General features: G+C 38.4%; 1 protein-coding gene. It reads right to left on the bottom strand.

The features are described from left to right. Positions 1 to 123: 123 nt before the first annotated feature. Positions 124 to 560: zinc-binding dehydrogenase (locus ACFFHT_RS09220; protein ID WP_382375546.1), on the bottom strand; the 437-nt coding region annotated here is incomplete at its 5' end.

Raw genomic sequence — 560 nt, 5'->3', positions numbered from 1 at the left:
CAAAAAGTAGGCTTAAAGCCTTGTACTATAAGGCTTTAAGCCTACTTTTAGCAACAAATTTGTCTATTACACCCTAAAATCTATCACGCCGTAATGATTATTACGGCGTTTTTTTATTTCTTATCAACTCACCCTAACAATCGTGCGACCATATAACTGATGTTGTAATAATTTTTGTCCATAAACAGGCACATCAGCCAGCAAAATTTCTCGGGTAAATGTTTGCAAATAGTCGTCTGCCACTAATTGTGCTAATTCTTGCCACACGGCTTTGCGTTGTTCCAATGGGAAATAGACAGAATCCACACCTTGCAAACGAATATGACGTAAAATAAATGGCATCACCGTTGTATTGAGTTGGTAACTTTGTGCTAAACCACAGCAGACCACACAACCACTATATTGCACTTTACTCAGTAAATTTGCCAAAATTTGCCCACCCACCGTGTCAATAACGCCTGCAAATTGCTGTTTCTCTAATGGGCGACTTGGTTCATTAAAATGGTCTCGGTCATAAATTTTCTTTACGCCTAAATTTAATAAGGATTGGTAACGAGCTG

This window comes from Gallibacterium melopsittaci (assembly GCF_042433085.1).
GTDB classification, from domain to species: Bacteria; Pseudomonadota; Gammaproteobacteria; order Enterobacterales; family Pasteurellaceae; genus Gallibacterium; species Gallibacterium melopsittaci.
The sequence above is the reverse complement of the archived record's forward strand: the minus strand, read 5'-3'. Positions and strand labels throughout refer to the sequence as shown.